We start from the raw sequence: 16,974 nt of genomic DNA, 5'->3' as shown, positions 1-16,974 counted from the left end.
GCGAGCACCGAGGACTGAGGAACGTAGATGACCACCCGTCACACCGTGGCGCCCAAGGGGCAGGGCGGCCGGGGCGCGTACCGGACCATCGGCGAGGCGATACGCGCGGCCTCGCCCGGCGATCTGGTGGTGATCGCCCCCGGCACCTGGACCGAGAACCTGGTCCTGGACCGCGCGGTCGTGCTCACGGCGGAACACGGCCGGGGCAGTGTGGTGATCGCGGCGCCGCCCGGTGAGGCGCCCGCGGTGACCGTGGACGGGCCGGACTGCGCCCTGCACAACATCACGGTGTGGGGCTCCGACGCGGGCCTGCCCGCGGTGAGCGTGTCGCCGGGCGCCGGGCTGGTCCTGGAGGAGTGCTCGGTGGAGGGCGGCCGGGTCCAGGTGAAGGGCCCGGAGGACGAGGAGGGCGGTACGACGGCCGTCGTACTGCGCCGCTGCCGTCTGGAAGGGGCCAGGCTGGCCGGTCTGCACCTGGCCGGCGGGGTCCGCGCCCGCCTTGAGGACACGGCGGTGACCGGCGTCGACGGCACGGGCGTGGTGCTGTCCGGCACGGCGAGCCTGGACGCGGTACGGCTGCGGCTCGAGCGTACGACCGGGTCGGGGATGCGGCTGCGCGGCCGGTCCCGGCTGCGGCTGACCGACTCGGTGCTGGCGGGCAGTGGCCGGGCCGGGCTGCTTCTGGAGGATTCCACCGAGGCCATGGCCGGGGAGTCGCGGATCGAGACGCCCGGCGCGGCGGGGGTGCATCTGACCGGTTCGGCGCGGGCCGAGCTGACCGACTGCCGGATCCGGGGGGCGGCCGCCAGCGGGCTGGTCGTGCAGGAGACCGCGCGGCTCAGCGCGTCGGGCTGTTCCGTGGCCGACGCGGGGGCCAACGGGCTCCTGGTGACGGGGTCGGCCGAGGCGGAGCTGGCCGACTGCCGGATCGACCGGAGCACCTTCAGCGCAATCCATCTGGCCGGTACGGCCGTCGGGCGGCTCGCCGACTGCCGGGTGCGGGGCGGCTCCGAGCACGGGGTGCACGCCACCGGCGAGGCCCGGATCGAGCTGACCGACTGCGGGATCACCGACGTCGCCATGACCGGCGTGAGCGTCCTGGAGCGGGCGGTGGCCACGCTCACCGGCTGCCGGGTCGCCGGGACCGCCGCCGGGATCGGCATCGGCTCGCCCGCCGGCAGCACGGTCGCGGACACCACGGTGACCGGGACGAAGGAGATCGGCGTGCAGGTCGCCAAGGGCGCCGCCGTCTCCCTCGCCGGGATCCGGATCAGCGGCGCGGGAGCCGCCGGCCTGGTGGTCGACGAGGGCGCCGAGGCGACGGTGACCGGCGGCCGGGTCGAGGACTGCGCGGGCTCCGGCGCCGTCGTGTGGACCGGCGCCAGACCGGAGGTGACCGGGCTGCACATCGACCGGCCGGGCAAGAACGGGGTGTTCCTGGCCGAGGGGGCGGGCGGCACGTTCACCTCGCTCGACGTCACCCGGGCGGGCTTCCCGGCGCTGCACGTCGCCAAGGACGCCGACCCGGTCTTCCGGCACTGCCGGATCCGGGACTGCGCGGAGGCGCTGGGCACCGACGAGGGCGCCGAGCCGGTCCTGGAGGACTGCACGGCGGACGGCACCCCGCTGACCTTCGGCACCCCGGCCGCCGCGCCCGCGAACGGCAAGCCCGGTGCGGCCCCCTCCTCCCCTTCTGCTTCTGCCGCAAAGGCGGCCGGCGACTCCGGAGAACCGGAGGAGGAGAACCTGGAGGACCTGCTCGGCGAACTCCACGAACTGGTGGGCCTGGACCGCGTGAAGGAGGACGTCGGCTCCCTGGTCAAGCTCATGCAGACGGTCCGCCGCCGCGAGGAGGCCGGTCTTCCGGCCCCGCCGCTCAGCCGTCACCTGGTGTTCGCCGGCAACCCCGGCACCGGCAAGACCACGGTCGCCCGCCTCTACGGCCGCCTCCTCAAGGCCCTCGGCCTGCTCCGCCGGGGCCATCTGATCGAGGTCGACCGGACCGCGCTCGTCGGCGAGTACGTCGGCCACACCGGCCCGAAGACCACCGCCGCCTTCAACCGGGCGCTCGGCGGTGTGCTCTTCATCGACGAGGCCTACTCGCTGGCCCCGGCCTTCGCGGGCAACGACTTCGGCACCGAGGCCGTGGCGACCCTGGTGAAGCTGATGGAGGACCACCGCGACGACGTGGTGGTCATCGCCGCCGGCTACCCCGGCGACATGCACCGCTTCATCGGCTCCAACCCCGGCCTCGCCTCCCGTTTCGGCCGCACCCTCGTCTTCGAGGACTACGAGCCGGGCGAGCTGGTGTCGATCGTCGAGTTCCAGGCGGGGCAGCACCGCTACGAACTGACCCCCACGGCCCGCACCGAACTGTTCTCGCTCTTCGAGGCCATGCCCCGGGGCGAGGGATTCGGCAACGGCCGTTCGGCCCGCCAGATCTTCCAGGAGATGACCGAGCGCCAGGCCCAGCGCGTGGCCGAGCTCGCCGCCCCGACGGCGGAACAGCTGATCAGCCTGGAGGCCCACGACCTGCCCCACCCGGCCACCCGCTGACGGCACGCTCGTGCCGTACAACCGTACAATTTGAGGCCGAACGAAAGTCGAGAAGGAGCCACCGTGCCCGGTCACCGGTCCATCACCGAAGCGGAGAAGCTCGCCTCGGCGAAGCTCGGCGGGATCCCGGTGCGCCGGGACCAGATGGCGGCCGTGGCGAACATCCACCGGGCCGCCTCCGCGGTGCGCCAGCACCTGGAGAACTCCGTGCTGCGCGGCTCGGACCTCACCTGGACCGCGTTCGTGGTGCTGTGGGTGGTCTGGGTGTGGGGCGAGTCGGAGACCCGGCACGTGGCGGAGGAGGCCGGGATCTCCAAGGGCACCCTCACCGGCGTGGCCCGCACCCTGGAGTCGCGTGGCCTGCTCGGCCGCACCGGGCATCCGGACGACGGCCGCCTGGTGCTGCTCAGCCTCACCGAGCGGGGCGAGGAGCTGATGCAGCGGGTGTTCCCGGCGTTCAACGCGGAGGAGGCCTTCGTGACCTCCGGGCTCAGCGACGCCGAGTGCCGGACCCTCGCGGAGCTGCTGCGGCGGGTCGTGATCCAGGTCGAGGAGCACGGCGAGGAGCGGCGCCGGGAACTGCTCGGCGGCGCCGAGCCCGCGCCGCGCCGCAGCGGACGGCGGCCGAAGGCCTGATCAGGCGGCCGCCCGTACCAGCGCGTCGAACAGGCGCTGCTGCACCGGGTCTTCGTGTGCGGTGTCCTCGGGATGCCACTGCACGGCGATGAACCAGCCCTGGGCATCAGTCAGTTCGAGACCTTCGACCGTGCCGTCCGCCGCGGTCGCACTGACACTGAGACCGGCGCCGAGGCAGTCGACGCGCTGGTGGTGGTAGCAGGAGGCGTTCACCTTCTCCTCCCCCAGGACCTGTTCCACGCGGGAGCCGGGGCAGACGGTCACCGGGTGGCGAAGGTGCCGGTGGGTGCGGTCCGGGCCGCCCATGTCCTGTTCCAGGGTGCCGCCCAACGCCACGTTCACGGCCTGCAGGCCCCGGCAGATCGCCAGCAGCGGCAGGCCCGACTCCAGCGCGTGCCGGGCGACTTGAAGGTCGAAGGCGTCCTGGAGGTCGTCGACGTCGTAGACGGTGTCGTGGGTCTCCGTCGCTCCGTAGCGATACGGGGCGAGGTCGCCGCCGCCGGGCAGCAGCACGCCGTCGAAGCGGGCGAGCCGGCCCGGCACGTCGGTGTCGGCGGGGTGGATGCTCGCGGGTTCGCCGCCGGCCCGCCAGACGGCCTCGATCAGGGCCCGGGCGTTGACCTCGGCGGCGAAGCGCAGCGCCGAGGTGGTGGCGGAGAACCGGGCGGGTACGGCGATGAGCGGACGGAGCCCACGAGGCGGACGGTGCGGACGGGTCACAGCTGGATCCAGGTCGTCTTGAGTTCGGTGTACTTGTCGATCGCGTGCGCGGACTTGTCCCGCCCGTTGCCGGACTGCTTCATCCCGCCGAAGGGCACGGTCAGGTCGCCCTCCTCGTAGCAGTTCACCCAGACCGTGCCCGCCTTGAGGGCACGGGAGACCTGGTGCGCGGTGGACAGGTCGGAGGTCCACAGGCCGGCCGCGAGCCCGTACTCGGTGGCGTTGGCGAGCCGGACCGCCTCGTCGAGGTCGTCGAAGGCGAGGACGGACAGGACGGGGCCGAAGATCTCCTCGCGGGCCAGCCGCATACCCGGGTCCACGCGGTCGAAGACCGTCGGTTGCAGATAGCTGCCGCCGCTCTCCACGAGGGCGAGTTCGCCGCCCGTGCGCAGCCGGGCCCCCTGCGCGCGCCCGGCCGCGACATGCCCCTGCACGCGCTCCAGATGCGCCTCCCCGACCAGCGCGCCCATCTCGGTCGCCGGGTCGAGCGGGTCGCCGACGCGGAGTTCCCCGGCCCGCCGCACAACGGCCTCCGTCACCCGCTCGGCGATCGAGGAGTGGACCAGGAGCCGGGAGGGCGCGGTGCACATCTCGCCCTGGTTGAAGAAGATGCCCCAGGCGGCGGTGGCGGCGGCCCGCTCCAGGTCGGGGGCGTCGGGGAGGACGATGTTGGGCGACTTGCCGCCCAGCTCCAGCCAGACCCGCTTGAGGTTGGAGTCGGCGGAGTAGCGCAGGAAGTGGCGGCCGACGGCCGTGGAGCCGGTGAAGGCGAGGACGTCGACGTCGGGGTGGAGGCCGATCGCCCGCCCGGTCGTCGGGCCGTCGCCGGTGACGACGTTGAGGACGCCGGGCGGGAGTCCGGCCTCGGTGCCGAGGCGGCCGAGGAGCAGGGCGGAGAGCGGGGAGGACTCGGACGGCTTCAGGACGACCGTGCAGCCGGCCGCGAGTGCCGGGGCCACCTTCCAGCTCGCGAGCGTGAGGGGGAAGTTCCAGGGGACCACGGCGCCGACGACACCGGCCGGCTCGCGGGTGACCAGGGCGAGGGCGTCGGCGGCGGTGTGCGGGGACTCGTCGGTGAGCTTGTCGGCCAGCTGTCCGTACCAGCGGAAGGTGGCGATCGCGGCGCGCAGTTCGACGGCGTACGCCTCGGTGATCGGCTTGCCCATCTCCAGGGTGACGGTGAGGGCGAGCTCCGCCCGCCGCTCTTCGAGGAGTTCGGCCAGGCGCAGCAGGATCCGGCCGCGTTCGGCGGGTGCCATGCGCGGCCAGGGCCCGGCGTCGAAGGCGCGGCGGGCGGCGGCCACGGCGTGGTCGACCTCGGCCCGGCCGGCGTCGGCGACCTCGGTGAGGAGCTGTCCGTCCCGGGGTGAGACGACGGCGAAGACCGCTCCCCCGCCGGGCTCGTCGGTGCCGTCGATGTGGTGGTGTGCGGGCAGGTCGAGGGCCTTGGCGCGGCCGGTCAGTTCGTCGGGGGTGAGGTCCAGCATGGTGTTCCCAATCGAGGGGTGGGGGCCCGGCCGTGCGGGGCCGGGCCCGGCGGGGTGCGTCAGCGGCGGTGGACGAGGCGTGCGGTGCCCGCCCCGAGACCCAGGACGGCGGGGACGGCGAGGACGAGCCAGACGGCCGTGCTGGTGGCGCCGCCGATGAGGGTCGTGAAGTTGGCCAGGATCACCCAGATCATGGCGGCGATGCCGAGGGCACCGAGGGCCGGGGCGATCAGCGTGTTCCAGGGCCGGGCGTCGAGGCGTTCGCGGCGGAAGAAGACGATCACCGAGACCGAGGTCAGGAAGTACAGCAGCATGCAGGCGAGGACCCCGACGCCGCTGAACCAGGAGAACAGGGTGAGGACGGGGTCCTTCCCGGCGAGGGCGAAGGGCATCACCAGGAGCACCGCGATCGCCGTCTGGACCAGGCCCGCGATCCTGGGCGAGTGCCGGTGGTTGAGGGTGCGCAGCCGGTCCGGCAGCAGGCCCTCGCGGCTGAGGGAGAACAGGTAGCGGTTGGCGGAGTTGTGGAAGGCGAGGATGCCGGCGAAGAGGGAGGTGGCGAGCAGGATCGGCAGGACGTCGTCGACCCAGCCACCGAACTGGTCGGCGATCGGCGCGAAGACGAAGACGGTGGAGTCGCCGCCCGCCAGCGCCTTGCCCGCGGCGGCGGTGACCTTCGAGGGGCCGTACGAGGAGACCAGCATCCACGAGACGAAGGCGAAGAAGCCGGTGACGACGGCGACCGAGAGGTAGGTGGCGCGGGGGACGGTCCTGCGCGGTTCGCGGGCCTCCTCGCCGTAGATGGCGGTGGCCTCGAAGCCGAACATGGAGGCGACGGCGAACATCAGGGCCACGCCGGGCGCGCCCTGGAGCACCGCGCCCGGTGAGAACGTGCCGCCGAAGTCGAGCCCTTCGGGTCCGCCGCCCTTCACGAAGGTGACCACGGCGAAGGCCAGCAGGATGCTGAACTCGGTCAGGACGAACACGGCGAGCACCTTGGCGCCCAGCTCGATCCCGGCCGCGCCGAGCACCTGGACCACGGCCATGGTCGCCAGGGCCCACACCCACCAGGCGACGTGTGCGCCGCAGTAGTGCGCGACCAGGCCGCTGACGGTGTACCCGTAGAGCCCGTACATCGCGGCCTGGACCGCGCAGTAGGCGAACAGCGCCACGGCGGCGCTGCCGCTGCCGGTCGTGCGGCCCAGCCCCTTGCCGATGTACGTGTAGAAGGCGCCGGCGTTGACGACGTGCCGGCCCATGGCCACGAAGCCCACCGAGAACAGCAGGATCACCGCCCCGGCGAGGGCGTAGGCGGCCGGGGCGCCGGCGCCGTTGCCCACGGCGACCGCGATCGGCACGGCGCCCGCGATGCCGGTGAGCGGCGCCTGGGCGGACAGGACGAAGAAGAGGATGCCCAGGACACCCAGGGCGTTGCGTTTGAGGGTGGTGGCGGGCTGGGCGCCCGTTCCGGCCTGTGGAGAGGCGTCGACCGTCTGACTGTCCACTCGGATCACCTGCTGAGGGGAAGGGAGAGTTTTCGTTTTGAGCCAAACGAGTTGCCTCATGGTGGGCCGGAACTATCCATCTGGCAAGGGGGCGGGAAGGGGAATTTACGCCAGGGAAACCGCTGTGCCCAGGGCATGGCGAACCCCCCGGCGCGACCGCGACGGGGGGTTCCGGGCCGGGCACGCTCAGTCGCGGTTCTCCGGCGGCCGCTCACCCAGGGTGCGCAGGAGGGCGTGCAGCTCGGCGAGGGCCGCCTCGGAGTCCGCGCGGTCGCCGATGCCGGTGAGCTGGTGCAGCACCAGGCCGTCCAGCGCGGCGAAGACCAGTCGGTTGAAGGCGGGGCTCGCGCCGCTGGGCAGTATGCGGTCCAGCTCACGCTGGGAGGCGCCGAAGTACTCGTCGTAGAGCGCGCGGACCTGCGGCAGCAGCTCGGGGCGGCGGCGGGCCTCCAGGAGCAGCTCGTACTGGTACGCCTGGCCGTCCGCGTCGTCCTCCACCATGTCCGGCAGGCCGGCCACGAAGTCCTCGGGCCTGCCGGTGCCGGGCTCCAGCAGACTGCTGCTGAGGCTGAGGCGGACGGCGTAGGCGAGGGACTCCTCGATCAGCGCGTCCCGGGAGCCGAAGTGGTGGACGACCAGGCCGTGGGTGACCCCGGCCTCCTCGGCCACGGCACGGTAGGTGAGGTGCCGCAGCCCTCGTGCGCCGACGACCCGGACGGCGGCCTTGAGCAGCGCCTCGCGCCCCTCACCGTAGCCGAGCCGCCTGCGCGCCCCGTCCTCCGGCCGGTCGTCGGTCTGGTGCGGGGTCTCGGCGGATTCGGTCATGGTTGCGACCCTACCCGCCGGTTCCCGGCGCCCGCCGTGGCGCCTACCTGCGGGGCGCGCGGATGCCACGGAACTCCCAGTCCCCGCCGAGCGCGGTGGACAGCACTTCCTCGGACTCGGTGGGCTGAGCGCCGACGTCGGTGCGGATCGGGGTGGGCCCGGTGACGATGTGGTTCGTGAGCCGCCCGAGGCCCTCCACCTCGACCTCGACGACGTCGCCGGGCCGCACGGGCCGTGAGTTGGCCGGGGTGCCGGAGAGCAGCACGTCGCCGGGGTACAGGGTGATGGTGCGGGCGATGTCGGCGACGAGATAGTGCATGTCCCACTCCATCTCGTCGGTGGACCCGTCCTGGACGACCTCGCCGTTGACGTATGTGCGCAGCCGCTTGCCGTGGAAGTCCCAGTCGGTGACCAGGCCGGGCCCGAGCGGGCACAGCGTGTCCGACCCCTTCACCCGCAGCATGGAGCCGGCGTCGGTGTCCCGGAAGTCGTGCAGACCGTAGTCGTTGGCGACCGTGTACCCCGCGATGCACTCCCCCGCCTCGGCCGGGGAGACGTTCCGCGCGGTTCTCCCGATGACGATGGCGACCTCGCCCTCGTAGTTGAGCCACTTGCAGCCCTCGGGCCGGACGACCGCGCCCCGGTGGGAGTTGAGGGCGGAGGTCGGCTTGTGGAAGTAGGTCGGGGTGCCGGGCAGCCTGATCCCGAACTCCTCGACCCGGCTGCGGTGGTTGAGATGGACGGCGATCACCTTGGAGGGGACGACCGGGGGCAGGTGCTGCGCCTCCTCGATCCTGACGCGGCGCCCGTCCCCGGCGACGAGTTCGCCCCCGTCGACGGTGACCTGGACGGCGGCGCCGTCGAGGAGGATGCGGCGGTACTCGGGCATGGGTGCTCCTAGTGGCGACTGTGCGGGGTGCGCGGGGCGGATGTGCCGGTACCGGTCCAGCCGTCGGCGGGCCGGTCGAACCAGAGGTGCGCCTGACCGGTGCCGATGGAGTTCTCGTACTCGCCGTACTGCCGGGCCGGTGCGGCGCAGGCTCGCTCGCCGAGGGCGCCGGCCAGCATCAGGTAGTGGAAGAACCTCGCCTCGGGCCTGAACTTCCAGAACGCGTCCATGGTGTCCAGGACCTTGTCATGACGGCCCTCCTTGAACCAGGCGATGCGCTCGTGGTCGGCCTCCCGGGCCTCGGGCGTGCGGATGTGCACCGGGTCGCTGGCCTCGTGGTCGCGCAACTCGCGCAGCGGCCAGAAGGTGTGCGAGAGGGCGCCGGAGGCGATGAGCAGCACCCGCCGCCCGGGGGTGGCGGCGATGCCGTCGGCGAGCGCCCGCCCGAGCCGCAGATGGTCCTCCATGTCCCCGGTCTGGCACACCCCGATGGTCACCCACCGCTTGTCGGGCAGGCCCTCGCCCAGGAACTTCCAGAGGTTGATCGTGGCGTAGTAGACCGGCAGGTACTCGTCGTCGATCGCGGTGATCCAGGTGCCGTGCTTGTCGGCGAACTTCTCGACGCTGCGGGCGAGTTCGGGGTCACCGGGAAAGTCGTACGGCATCCGGCACATCCCGCGGGGCAGTTCCTCGGAGGTGAACAGGCCTGCCCGGCGCTGCTGGGCCGTGACCACGAACTCGACGGTCGTCGCCCAGTGCGAGTCGAGCACGACGACGGTGTCGTAGTCGTCCCGTTCGAAGACGTCCCTGCGCAGCTCGCGCAGCCCGGTGACGAGGGTGATCTCCTTGCCCTCGTTGAGTTCCAGCCGGTCGGCCTCCGGCAGCACGATGGTGGGGACGTGGGCGAGGAGCCCCGCCCCGACGATCTCACCCATGGTCCTTGAAGCCCTTCGGTGCGGTGACGGTGTTCTTCAGGTCGCAGTAGAAGTCGAAGCTCCAGGTGCCGCCCTCGCGACCGACCCCGGAGAGCCGGGAGCCGCCGAACGGCGCCTGGAGGTCGCGGACGAAGAAGCAGTTGACCCAGACGGTGCCGGCGACCAGCCGCGCGGCGACCCGTTCGGCCCGCTCGAGGTCGCCGGTGGCGAGGGTGGCCGCGAGCCCGAACCGCGTGCCGTTCGCGAGCCGGACCGCCTCCTCCTCGTCGGCGAAGGTCTGCAGGGTGAGCACCGGCCCGAAGACCTCCTCCTGCACGACCTCGCTGTCCTGCGCGACGTCGGTGAGGAGCGTCGGCGCATAGAACTGCCCGTCCCCGCGCCGCCCGCCGATCACGGCCCGCGCCCCTGCGTCGATCGCCCGCCGCACGAACCCGTCGATCTTCTCCAGCTGGCGGGGATGGATGGTGGGCCCGATGTCGGTGGCCTCGTCGCGCGGGTCGCCCTGCCGCAGCGCGGTGGCCTTCGCCACGAACCGCCGGGTGAACTCCCCGGCGACCGGCTCCTCGACCAGCAGCCGGGTACCCGCCAGGCAGACCTGCCCGGCGTTGTCGTACTGCTCGACCGCGAGGTCCACGGCGAGGTCGAGATCGGCATCGGCAAACACCAACAGTGGTGATTTGCCGCCGAGTTCGAGGCTCAGGGGAGTGAGGTTCACGGCGGCCGAGGCGGCGATGCGCCGCGCCGTCGGCACGGACCCGGTGAAGCTGATCCGGCGTACGTCCGGGTGGGACGTGAGCGCGTCGCCGATCTCGGCGCCGTACCCCTGCACGACGTTGAGCACCCCGGCCGGCAGCCCGGCCTCGGCGGCGATGTCGGCGAGCAGGGAGGCGGTGAGCGGGGACCACTCGGCGGGCTTGAGGACGACGGTGTTCCCGGCGGCGAGGGCCGGGGCGACCTTCCAGGTGGCCAGCATGAGCGGGGCGTTCCACGGGGTGATCAGCACGCAGGGGCCGGCGGGGTCCCAGCTGACGTGGTTGCGGTGGCCTCGGGTCTCGAAGTCCTCGTGGCCGAGCTCGAGCAACCAGTCCGCGAAGAAACGGAAGTTGTGCGCGACGCGGGGCATGACGCCACGGCGGTGGGAGCGCAGGAGGGCGCCGTTGTCCGTGGTCTCGACGATCGCGAGTTCTTCGATCCGCTTCTCGACCCCGTCGGCGACGGCATGCAGGATCCGGGCGCGTTCGGCACGGGGGGTGGCGGCCCAGGCGGGGAAGGCGGCGCGGGCAGCGGCAACGGCTGCCTCGGCCTCGGCGGGTCCGCCGCGGGCGATCTCACCGATCGGCTGCCCGTCGATGGGAGAACCGTCGGTGAACGTCTCGGCCGAGGCGACGCGTCGACCGCCGATCCAGTGCCGGGTGTCGACGGTGACACCGGCGACGTTGATTTTGTCAGCCATAACAAGGGCTCCTGATAATCGGGGAAACTCGACCTACTCAGGGGCGCGGGACTGTGCTGAATGTGCGGCTGCCGCCGCGTGGGCGCGACCAGCCACGAACCACCCGCACCCGACCACGCACCTCATTCCGCAACCACTCCAGACGTCCCGGACTCAAGAAGCCGCCCGCCGTCCCAGACCACCCCGACCTGCCGGTAGTACGCGGCGATCGGCTCCCGAACCTCCAGCCGGGCCAGCTCCTCCGTGGGCGCCTCGAAGAGTTCCAACTCGGCCTCCCCCACCCACGGTTGACCCCCCTCGAACTCCGCCGCTCCCGACTCGACCAGCTCGTCCAGGGCCAGCCCCTTGCCCTTCTCGATCGACGGCAGCCACCGGTGGTGCGCCATCGGATGCCCGTTGACGAATCCGTTCGTCCCGGACGGCTCCCGGAGCGTGACCACCACCTGGGCCAGCCGCCGGTCGGCCGCCGCGAGCGTCGCCCCGAACCGCGCCCCCGCCTCGATCCGGGGCGCGGGCCCATGCGGATGCGGCCGCGTCTGGTGAATCGACCCGAGCTTCTTCGGGTATCCCTGGTGCAGCCCGCGGGCGATCGCGAAGTCCTTGTCGACCCAGATGTACACGCACCGCGAGTAGGTCTGCCCCCGGTACCTGCAGCGCACGACCGCGAAGGCCTCCTTGTACTGCGCGCGCACGGGATCGAGAAGCTCTTCCCCGGACACCGAGCAGGACTGCCAGTCGGCCCAGATCAGGGCGATCGCGCCGGGATCCTCGTCGGCCAACTCCAGTGGTTCGGGCAGAAGTTCGCGCACCCGCGCGGGATCCGTGCGGTACTCGACGGTGAGCAGGTCACCGGAGTACCGCCACGGCGGCGCCGGGATCAGCGACGAGGCACCGCTCGCCGTCTTCGGATGGAAGTAACCACGGGGACTGGCCACTCGGGGCTCCTTAAACACTGAGGGCGGGCTGCTTCAGCAGCTCGGCGCGGTAACGGGCGGCGGACGCGGCCATGGCCGGGCCGCCCAGCGCGACGACACCGACGAGCCGGCCGTCGTGGTGGTAGCCGACGAGCACGTCTCCCTCCGGGTCGCCGTCGAGGACGCGGACGTCCTCCTTGCCGAGCACCGGCGCTCCGAAGGACTGGAGCCGGAAGTCGTGCTGGTCGCTCCAGAAGGTGGGCAACGGCGCGAAGGGGACCGGCGCGGGATCGCCGACCAGCGTCTTCGCCGCGTGCTTGGCGGTGTCGGTCGGGATGCACCAGTGCTCGACCCGGCGCGGCACACCGTCGTAGCGGGCGTTGGGGAACCGGGCCACGTCTCCGACCGCGACCACGTCAGGTCGTCCACCGGCCCGCAGCCAGGCGTCGGTGAGCACGCCGTCGGTCAGGTCGAGCCCGTTGCCGTCGAGCCACTCGGTGTTGGCGACCGAGCCGACCGACTCGACCACCACGTCGGCGGCCAGTACGGAACCGTCGCTCAGCTCCACCCCGGTCACCCGGTCCCCGCCCACGAACCCGGCCACTCCGGTGTCCAGCGCGAAGCGCACCCCGCGCTCCCGGTGCCGCTTCAGCAGCGCCCGGCCCAGGAGCTCGCCGAGCGGCCCGGCCATGGGCAGCGGCAGCGGATCGACGACCGTCACCTCGGCGACGCCGAGACCCGCCGCGGTCGCGGCGACCTCGCAGCCGATGAAACCGGCACCGACCACCACGACCCGCGCACCGGGCCGGGTCAGCGCCGCGCGCAGCCCCCGTGCGTCGTCGAGGGTACGGACCGTGTGGCGGCCGGCCGACGGCCCCGGGCAGTCCAGGCGCCGGGGGCGCATCCCGGTGGCGACGATTAGGCCGTCGTAGAGCAGCTCGGTGCCGTCGTCGAGCCGTACCGTCCGCTCGTCCAGGCTCGCGGCGACCGCTGTCCGGCCCAGCCGCCACTCGACGTCGGCCACGCCGGCGCGCGGCCGGAAGGCGAGCGACTCGAAGGAGGCCTTGCCGGCCAGAACCTCCTTGGACAGGGGCGGCCGGTTGTAGGGCATGTGGGGTTCGTCGCCGACGAGGGTGATCCCGCCGGTCCAGCCCGCCGCGCGCAGTTGCTCGGCGGCGCGCAGGCCGGCCATGGAGGCGCCGGCCACCACGATGCGCGGGTTCACGCTCAGGCCTCGATCCGGATGGCCTGGAGCGGGCAGACGTCGGCGGCTTCCTCGACCTCGTCGCGCAGCGCGTCGTCCGGGCCGGAGACGTGGACGAGGTGGCCGGCGTCGTCCAGGGAGAAGACGTCGGGGGCCGCGAAGACGCACTGGCCGTGGTCCTGGCACTTGTTCATGTCGACGACGACCTTCATGGCCGGTCCTCCTGAGGGAGCGGAAGCGAAGGGGAAGGGAGTGGGGGTGGGCCCGGCCGGTGGTGCCGACCGGGCCCTGCCAACGGGTTGCGGCGGACCGCGTCCCGGACTCGTTTGGCTTCAAACAAGGTAGGCAGCGGGCACCCCCTGGTCAATACCTATCCGTATGGATAAATTCTTTGCGCCGCCCTCTTGCGGCGAGGTGTCCCCCTGCCTACCGTTTGGCTTCAAACAGCAGGCCGGAGTGACGTCGAGGCCCTCTGCCGTCGCACCCCGGCCACCCGCTCCCACCTCACACACCACTTGGTTCTGCGTGGTGTCCCGACGTCCGTCCGCCCAAGGAGACAACGGTGAGCGATCAAGACCCCGCAGAAGTCCGCCGGCACCTGGACCGGCTCGCGGCCGACGGCATCGACGTCGTCCGGGTGACGTATCCCGACCTCATCGGCACGGACCGGGCACGTGACGTGCTCGTGGAGGAGCTGCCCCGGGCCCTGGAGCACGGGCTGGCCTTCTGCCGGGCGGTGTACCACACCAGTCCGCAGGGGGACGTGGTCCCGGTCAGCGGCGGTCTGGACGCCGGACTGCCGGACGTCTGCGTACGGCCGGACCTCACCACCCTGGTCGCACTGCCCTGGGAGCCGGGCGTGGCGGCCTGCCTCGCCGACGTCACCGATCCGGCCACCGGCGCGCCCGCCGCCGAGTCACCGCGCGACCTGCTGCGGTCGGTCCTCGAACGATGCCGCGAGCACGGGCTGAGCCCGGTCGTCGGGCCCGAGCTGGAGTACTTCCTGTGCGAGCAGGAACCGGGCGGAGGCTGGCGGCGCTACGGCAGCACCCCCGGTGCCGTCTACACCGCCGGACTGCGCGCCGACCCCGGCAACCATCTCCTGCGCACCCTGCGGCAGGTGCGCGATCTGGGCCTCGGGGTGCTGAGCGGGAACCACGAGTTCGACGGCGGGCAGTTCGAGATCAACCTGCTGCACTCGGAGGCGCTGTCCGCCGCCGACCGGGCCTTCCGCTTCAAGGCCGCGGTGAAGGAACTGGCCCGGCGCGAGGGGCGGCTGGCCACCTTCATGGCGAAGCCCTTCAACGACGCGGGCGGCTCCGGCTTCCACCTGCACCTCTCCTGCACCGACGCCGAGGGCCGCAACGCCTTCGACGACCCGTCCGGCGCGTACGGCCTGTCCGCCACCGCCCGGCACGCGATCGCCGGCGTCCTCGCGCACGCACCGGCCCTCGCCGCCCTGCTCAACCCGACCGTCAACTCGTACAAGCGCTTCGGCCCGGACACCCTGGCCCCCTGGCTGATCGACTGGGGCCTGGACAACCGCAGCGCGATGGTCCGGGTGCCGCCCGAGCGCGGCTCGGGTGCCCGGCTCGAACTGCGCCTCGGCGACGCGAGCGCCGGCCCGTACCTGGCGATCGCCGCGACCACGGCCGCCGCCCTGCTCGGCATCCTGGCCGCCGAGGAGCCGCCCGCCCCGCTGGAGGGCTACGGCTACGACCCCACGAAGGCGGCCCTGCTGCCGACGGACCTGTCCGCCGCGCTGGACGCACTGGAGTCCGACACCGCGCTGACCGAGTTGCTCGGCAAGGACTTCACCGACTCCTACCTCTCCTACAAGCGCAACGAGGTCGAACGCTTCCAACGGCACGTCACCGACTGGGAGTTCACCGAGTACGCCTACCACCTGTGACCACTCGCAGCCATTTGTGAAGGATCAACGATGACCACTGCCACCGGCGTCGAGCCCATGCGTCTCGCCGATGTCGACCTCGCGAACCTCGACAACTTCACCGACGGGGTCACGCCCTGGCGGATGTTCCACACCCTGCGGCACGAGGACCCGGTGCACTGGCAGCCGGAGGAGGCGCCCAACTCCGGTTTCTGGGCGGTCACCCGGCACGCCGACATCGCGCGGGTGGACCGCGACGCCGAGACCTTCACCTCCACCCGGTTCGTGAACCTGGAGGAGCTCGACGAGGACCAGATCCGCAAGCGCGCCTCGATCCTGGAGCTGGACGGAGTGCGCCACCGCGCCCTGCGCAGCGTGATCCAGCGGCAGTTCGGGGCGGGGGTCATCAACAGCTACACCGACTTCCTGCGCGGGCTGACGGCGAAGACGCTGGACGCGGCGCTGGCCAAGGGGACCTTCGACTTCGTCAAGGAGGTCTCCGCGGACTTCCCCATCAACGTGCTGGCCCGGCTGCTCGACGTGCCGCCGGAGGACAACCAGCAGCTCATCGACTGGGGCAACCGCATCATCGGCAACACCGACCCCGACTACGCGGACGTCCTGCTGCACAGCGCGGAGAGCGAGAAGTACCGCGACCTGCCGTTCCGCTCCCCCGCCTCGCTCGAGGTCTTCGAGTACGGGCGGGAGCTGGCCCGGCAGCGGCGCGGCGGCGAGGGGAGCGACCTGGTGTCCAAGCTCGTCAACACCACCCCGCGCGACGGGGTCCCGCTCTCCGCGCAGGACTTCGACAACTACTTCCTGCTGCTGGTGGTGGCCGGCAACGAGACCACCCGGCACACCATCACCCACTCCATGCTGGCCCTGCTCCAGCACCCCGAACAGCTGGCCCGCCTCCAGGACGATCCGTCGCTGATCCCGACGGCGGTGGAGGAGTTCCTGCGCTGGGCGTCCCCCGTCTACCACTTCCGCCGTACCGCGACCCGCGACGTCGAGCTCGGCGGCAGGCTGGTCAGGGAGGGCGACAAGGTCGTCATGTGGTACGCCTCGGGCAACCGCGACGAGGAGGTCTTCGGCAACCCCTACGACTTCGACGTGGCCCGGCAGGACAACGACCACGTCACCTTCGGCAAGGGCAGCCCGCACCTGTGCCTGGGCAACCTGCTCGCGCGCACCGAGATCCGGATCATGTTCGAGGAGCTGGTCCCGCGGCTGGCCGGCATCCGGCTGGTCGGCGAAGTGCCGCGGGTGCGCTCGAACTTCGTCAACGGCATCAAGCGGCTGCCGGTGGAGGTGACCCTCGCCTGAGGGCAGGACGGAGCTGCTCGCTCAGAGCGCCGCGGCCCAGTCGTCCACCGTCGTGACCTCGGCCTGCTTCGGGAACACCTTCTCCGTGAGCACCCGGTGCACCTCCGGGTCGGAGTCGAGGCAGCCGTCGGACAGGACGGTGAGCTCGAAGTCGAGGTCCGCGGCCTGGCGCAGGGTGGACAGCACGACGCCGCTGGTGGCGATGCCGGTGAGGACGAGGTGACCGATCTCGCCGGCCCGCAGCACCATGTCGAGGTCGCTGCCGGCGAAGGCGCTGACCCGCCGCTTGGTGACCACCGTCTCGCCGGGTGCGGGAGCCACGTCCGGGTGGACCTGCGTGGCCGGGCTGTCCCCGGCCAGCCGCGGTGCTGCGCCCACGAGGCCGCGGAAGGTCTTGTTGCGGGCGCTGACCTCCGGGTAGCCCGGGCGGAAACCGACGACCACGTAGATCACCGGGATGCCGGCGCCTCGGGCGGCGGCGATCGCTTTTTCCAGGCGGGGCAGGTAGTCGGCGTCGGGAAAGCGGTCGACGACGACCTCCTGGACGTCCATGACGAGCAGGGCTTGCTGAGGCACCGTCTCTGTTCCTTCCACGCGGCCCCGTTGGTCATCAAGCGTTTACTTGGCAACGTA

General features: G+C 72.2%; 15 protein-coding genes. 4 read left to right on the top strand and 11 right to left on the bottom strand.

All coding sequences use genetic code 11. The features are described from left to right. Window positions 1-27: 27 nt before the first annotated feature. Together ACFY0K_RS04385 and ACFY0K_RS04380 are read left to right on the top strand one after the other, a co-directional pair. On the top strand, window positions 28-2,556 hold the full coding sequence (locus ACFY0K_RS04385) for a right-handed parallel beta-helix repeat-containing protein (protein WP_390638526.1): 2,529 nt from the start codon (window positions 28-30) through the stop codon (window positions 2,554-2,556). A gap of 63 nt (window positions 2,557-2,619) precedes the next feature. Then, on the top strand, window positions 2,620-3,192 hold the full coding sequence (locus ACFY0K_RS04380; RefSeq protein ID WP_390638525.1) for a MarR family winged helix-turn-helix transcriptional regulator: 573 nt from the start codon (window positions 2,620-2,622) through the stop codon (window positions 3,190-3,192). Here the strand turns inward: ACFY0K_RS04380 and ACFY0K_RS04375 are convergent, their stop codons facing one another. The 10 genes from ACFY0K_RS04375 to ACFY0K_RS04330 all read right to left on the bottom strand — a co-directional run bounded on the left by ACFY0K_RS04375 (window position 3,193) and on the right by ACFY0K_RS04330 (window position 13,336). Next, complete coding sequence (locus tag ACFY0K_RS04375; RefSeq protein ID WP_390638524.1) at window positions 3,193-3,912, bottom strand: gamma-glutamyl-gamma-aminobutyrate hydrolase family protein; 720 nt, start codon at window positions 3,910-3,912, stop codon at window positions 3,193-3,195. It lies immediately after the preceding gene. Next, the gene (locus tag ACFY0K_RS04370) at window positions 3,909-5,399 is read right to left on the bottom strand and encodes an aldehyde dehydrogenase (protein WP_390638523.1); all 1,491 of its coding nucleotides are present in this window, start codon (window positions 5,397-5,399) and stop codon (window positions 3,909-3,911) included. Before ACFY0K_RS04370 ends, ACFY0K_RS04375 begins: the two co-directional genes overlap by 4 nt. Before the next feature lie 59 nt (window positions 5,400-5,458). After that, the gene (locus ACFY0K_RS04365; protein WP_390638522.1) at window positions 5,459-6,904 is read right to left on the bottom strand and encodes an APC family permease; all 1,446 of its coding nucleotides are present in this window, start codon (window positions 6,902-6,904) and stop codon (window positions 5,459-5,461) included. A gap of 186 nt (window positions 6,905-7,090) precedes the next feature. Further along, complete coding sequence (locus tag ACFY0K_RS04360) at window positions 7,091-7,729, bottom strand: TetR/AcrR family transcriptional regulator (protein ID WP_390638521.1); 639 nt, start codon at window positions 7,727-7,729, stop codon at window positions 7,091-7,093. A 43-nt stretch (window positions 7,730-7,772) separates the two neighbouring features. Further along, window positions 7,773-8,618, bottom strand: coding sequence for a fumarylacetoacetate hydrolase family protein (locus tag ACFY0K_RS04355; protein ID WP_390638520.1), 846 nt, complete (start codon window positions 8,616-8,618; stop codon window positions 7,773-7,775). Window positions 8,619-8,626: 8 nt separating this feature from the next. Beyond that, the gene (locus ACFY0K_RS04350) at window positions 8,627-9,553 is read right to left on the bottom strand and encodes a 3,4-dihydroxyphenylacetate 2,3-dioxygenase (RefSeq protein WP_390638519.1); all 927 of its coding nucleotides are present in this window, start codon (window positions 9,551-9,553) and stop codon (window positions 8,627-8,629) included. After that, entirely contained in the window at window positions 9,546-11,006 is a 1,461-nt protein-coding gene (locus ACFY0K_RS04345; protein WP_390638518.1) for an aldehyde dehydrogenase, read from the bottom strand. The genes ACFY0K_RS04350 and ACFY0K_RS04345 overlap by 8 nt, the downstream gene beginning before the upstream one ends. Before the next feature lie 122 nt (window positions 11,007-11,128). After that, on the bottom strand, window positions 11,129-11,941 hold the full coding sequence (locus ACFY0K_RS04340) for an acetoacetate decarboxylase family protein (RefSeq protein ID WP_390638517.1): 813 nt from the start codon (window positions 11,939-11,941) through the stop codon (window positions 11,129-11,131). A 10-nt stretch (window positions 11,942-11,951) separates the two neighbouring features. Continuing rightward, entirely contained in the window at window positions 11,952-13,145 is a 1,194-nt protein-coding gene (locus tag ACFY0K_RS04335) for an NAD(P)/FAD-dependent oxidoreductase (protein WP_390638516.1), read from the bottom strand. Between the two features lie 2 nt (window positions 13,146-13,147). Next, the gene (locus ACFY0K_RS04330; RefSeq protein ID WP_390638515.1) at window positions 13,148-13,336 is read right to left on the bottom strand and encodes a ferredoxin; all 189 of its coding nucleotides are present in this window, start codon (window positions 13,334-13,336) and stop codon (window positions 13,148-13,150) included. A gap of 350 nt (window positions 13,337-13,686) precedes the next feature. On the opposite strand from ACFY0K_RS04330, the gene ACFY0K_RS04325 reads away from it, so the two are divergent. Together ACFY0K_RS04325 and ACFY0K_RS04320 are read left to right on the top strand one after the other, a co-directional pair. Continuing rightward, window positions 13,687-15,036 (top strand): glutamine synthetase family protein, encoded by a 1,350-nt coding sequence (locus tag ACFY0K_RS04325; RefSeq protein WP_390638514.1) that lies wholly within the window; start codon window positions 13,687-13,689, stop codon window positions 15,034-15,036. A gap of 30 nt (window positions 15,037-15,066) precedes the next feature. Next, complete coding sequence (locus ACFY0K_RS04320; protein ID WP_351959867.1) at window positions 15,067-16,341, top strand: cytochrome P450; 1,275 nt, start codon at window positions 15,067-15,069, stop codon at window positions 16,339-16,341. Between the two features lie 21 nt (window positions 16,342-16,362). Here ACFY0K_RS04320 and ACFY0K_RS04315 read toward each other — a convergent pair whose 3' ends face one another. Continuing rightward, window positions 16,363-16,917 (bottom strand): cysteine hydrolase family protein, encoded by a 555-nt coding sequence (locus ACFY0K_RS04315; RefSeq protein ID WP_390638513.1) that lies wholly within the window; start codon window positions 16,915-16,917, stop codon window positions 16,363-16,365. Window positions 16,918-16,974: the final 57 nt, after the last annotated feature.

The sequence above is a fragment of the Streptomyces sp. NPDC001507 genome (genome assembly GCF_042894765.1).
Lineage (GTDB): Bacteria > Actinomycetota > Actinomycetes > Streptomycetales > Streptomycetaceae > Streptomyces.
This window is presented reverse-complemented; position numbering and strand designations above follow the sequence as displayed.